We start from the raw sequence: 3384 nt of genomic DNA, 5'->3' as shown, positions 1-3384 counted from the left end.
ACCCCGGCCGACCCGCCGCCGGGCTTCCACGGCACACTGCGGCCGTACCAGCGGCGGGGGCTGGCCTGGTTGGCGTTCCTCCAGTCGCTGGGGCTGGGCGGCATCCTCGCCGACGACATGGGGCTGGGCAAGACGGTGCAACTGCTCGCCCTGCTGGCCGGGGACCCGCCCGAGGCCGGGCCGACCCTGCTGGTCTGTCCGATGTCGCTGGTTGGCAACTGGCAGCGGGAGGCGGCCCGGTTCGCGCCGGAGCTGCGGGTGCACGTGCACCACGGGGCCGAGCGGGCGCGGGGTGAGGAGTTCGCGGCGGCGGTGCACGCCGCGGATCTGGTCCTCACCACCTACTCGGTGGCCGCGCGGGACGCGTTTGACCTGGCCGGGATCGACTGGCACCGGGTGGTGGTGGACGAGGCGCAGGCGATCAAGAACGCGTCGACCCGGCAGGCCGAGGCGGTCCGGTCGTTGCCCGCACGGCACCGGGTCGCCGTCACCGGTACGCCGGTGGAGAACCGACTCGCCGACCTCTGGTCGATCATGCAGTTCGCCAACCCAGGGCTGCTCGGCCCGGCGGCCACGTTCAAGAAGAAGTTCGCCGAGCCGATCGAGCGGCACGGCGACGCCGAGGTGGCCGGGCGGCTGCGCCGGATCACCGGCCCGTTCGTGCTCCGCCGGCTCAAGACCGACTCGTCGATCATCTCCGACCTGCCGGAGAAGCTGGAGATGGAGGTGCTCTGCAACCTCACCGCCGAGCAGGCGGCCCTCTATCGGGCGGTGGTCGACGACATGATGGCGAAGATCGAGTCGAGCGACGGGATCGAGCGCCGTGGCCTGGTGCTGGCCACCATGACCCGGCTGAAGCAGGTCTGCAACCACCCGGCGCAGCTGCTGCGGGACGGTTCGGCGCTGCCCGGGCGCTCCGGCAAGCTGGAGCGGCTGGAGGAGATCGTCGACGAGGTCCTCGCGGCGGGGGAGAAGGCGCTGCTCTTCACCCAGTACGCCGAGTTCGGCGGCATGCTGCGCGGGCATCTGTCGGCCCGCCTCGGCCGGGAGGTGCTCTTCCTGCACGGCGGGGTCGGCAAGGCCGACCGGGACGCCATGGTCACCCGCTTCCAGTCGGCGGACGGCCCACCGCTCTTCGTCCTCTCGTTGAAGGCCGGCGGCACCGGCCTGACGCTGACCGCGGCGAACCACGTGGTGCACGTGGACCGGTGGTGGAACCCGGCGGTCGAGGACCAGGCCACCGACCGGGCGTTCCGGATCGGTCAGCGCCGCCGGGTGCAGGTACGGAAGTTCGTCTGCGCCGGCACGGTGGAGGAGAAGGTGGCCGCGATGATCGCCGACAAGCGCAGCCTGGCGCAGCGGGTGGTGGGCACCGGTGAGCAGTGGGTCACCGAGCTCTCCACGGGCGCGCTGCGCGAGCTGTTCGCGCTGGAGCCCGGGGCGGTGGTGGAGTGACCACGCCGGGATCGGAGGCCACCGGCCGGTTCGCCGAGTTCGGTCCGCCCCGCCGGGTCGAGGGCGGGCTGCGAGCCCGCAGCACGCGGGGCGCGATCGGGCAGTCGTGGTGGTCGCGACGGTTCCTGGAGGTGCTGGAGTCCTTCGCGCTGGGCACCCGGCTCACCCGGGGCCGGGCGTACGCGCGCCGGGGTCAGGTGCTGCACCTGGACGTCGCCCCGGGACTGGTCACCGCCTCGGTGCAGGGTTCCCGGCCGGAGCCGTACCAGGTGCGGATCGGGCTGGCGGCGTTCCCGGCGGAGTTGTGGAGGCGGATCGAGGCGGAGCTGGCGGCGCAGGCGTTCTTCAGCGCCCGGCTGCTCGCCGGGGACCTCCCGGCCGAGCTGGAGGAGCTCTTCGCCTCGGCCGGCGCTCCGCTCTTCCCGGCGGCGGTGGACGAGCTGGCACAGCGGTGCTCCTGCCCGGACTTCGCGGTCCCGTGCAAGCACCTCGCGGCCACCTTCTACCTGCTCGCCGAGGCGTTCGACGCCGACCCGTTCCAGTTGCTGCACTGGCGGGGCCGCAGCCGGGACGAGCTGCTCGGCCGACTTCGCACCCTGCGGGGCGCCGGTACGACGGAGGCGCCGGTCAGTGTCCGTGCTCCGTCCACGATGGAGAGCTCGCCGGCCGCCGGTGCGGCGCGGGTGCTGGGCAGCCTGCCCCCGGCCCCGCTGGACGAGGCGGTGGACCGGTTCTGGGTGTCGCCGGTGCCGCTGCCCGATCGGCCGCCGACCCTGGTGACCGCACCGGATCTGCTGCTGCGTCAGCTCGGCCCACCGGGGCCGGCCATCGGTGGCCCCGGCCTGCTCGAACGGTTGCGCCGGGCGTACCGGGATCTCGGCCGACCCCGACCGGCGGCGGAGTGATCGCGACCGGAGCGACCGCGACCGGAGTGACCGCGCCTGGCGGGCTCATAGCCAGCGCCGCCGGAAGCGCCACATGAGTCCGGCGTTTGCTATCAGCACCACGGCGCAGATCGCGCCGGCCAGCCGCCCGGCCAGCACGGTCATTGCCGGCAGTGAGGCCCACAGCACGATCGTCAGCAGCATCAGGTACCGGCCCCGGCGGGCCCGCGCCCGGTGGTCGAGCCGGGCGAAGAACTGCGGGTCGCTCTCCCGCAGCTGGCGGGTGATTTGTTCGAACCTGCGCTGATCCTCTTTGCTGAGCATGGCGGTGCCTTCCCCTCACGGCTTCAGCGGTCCGGCGGCATACCCGCAACGGAGGGCGGTCACGCCCCTGCTCGTGATTCCACTTTCGCCTCGGCACGGCGACCCGGTCGGCGGCGGAGCGGAGTGCGGATCTTTCCGATCGGACGACCGCAGGGCGGGCTTATCCGGGCCTTAACTTTCCCTGTGCCGTTGAACGGCATAAACAGCGCCGCAGTGGCCGAAAATGTTACGTCCGGGCCGTCCGATGCGAGGTCGGCCCTGCTCGGGACGCCGGTGGCCGGACCGGGACGAACCGACCGCTGGGAGCCCCGCCTGAGCACCGTCTTAAGTGCCCTCCCGAGCCCCCTTCCGCGCGCCTTGAGGGGTCCGGAACCCGTGGCTACCTTCCTGGCAACTTCCTCCGCAACAGGCGCCGCCCCGCCGCCCACCCCGGACCTCGGCGGCCGGCGCGCCTCGAAGAAAACGGGATTGGTACATGGCCGACCAGAATGTGCCACCACGCCGACCGCGGGACGACCCCGGCCGACCCGAATCACCGCACCCGACCCCGGGCGGGCACCGCGACCCAAACGTCAGCACGCCGTACGCCGCCGCCAGCCTGCTCCCCGCGTAAGGCGCACGGTGGGTCGGGGCGGACGGCTTCCCCCACCAGGACCGCCCCCCCGCTCCCCGGCGGCGGACTGCCCACTCTCGACGATGACGAGGAGCCGGGACGCCGGCT

The 3384-nt window shown here is 73.1% G+C and carries 3 protein-coding genes; 2 read left to right on the top strand and 1 reads right to left on the bottom strand.

Annotated elements, in window-relative coordinates:
* Together DKL51_RS28340 and DKL51_RS28335 are read left to right on the top strand one after the other, a co-directional pair.
* The coding region (locus DKL51_RS28340) for a DEAD/DEAH box helicase (RefSeq protein WP_148097873.1) at positions 1-1455 on the top strand (1455 nt) is incomplete at its 5' end.
* On the top strand, positions 1452-2360 hold the full coding sequence (locus DKL51_RS28335) for an SWIM zinc finger family protein (RefSeq protein WP_109964335.1): 909 nt from the start codon (positions 1452-1454) through the stop codon (positions 2358-2360). The genes DKL51_RS28340 and DKL51_RS28335, both read left to right, overlap by 4 nt.
* Positions 2361-2405: 45 nt before the next feature.
* Here the strand turns inward: DKL51_RS28335 and DKL51_RS28330 are convergent, their stop codons facing one another.
* Entirely contained in the window at positions 2406-2663 is a 258-nt protein-coding gene (locus tag DKL51_RS28330; RefSeq protein WP_109945355.1) for a DUF3040 domain-containing protein, read from the bottom strand.
* Positions 2664-3384: the final 721 nt, after the last annotated feature.

Source organism: Micromonospora globispora, assembly GCF_003857015.1.
Taxonomy (GTDB): domain Bacteria; phylum Actinomycetota; class Actinomycetes; order Mycobacteriales; family Micromonosporaceae; genus Micromonospora; species Micromonospora globispora.
Note: the sequence above shows the minus strand (reverse complement) of the source record. Positions and strands in the feature narration are given on the sequence as shown.

What these genes read in the sequence shown, in the direction of transcription:
- DKL51_RS28330 (WP_109945355.1), bottom strand. Translation starts at nt 2,663, where the DNA reads ATGCTCAGCAAAGAGGATCAGCGCAGGTTCGAACAAATCACCCGCCAG.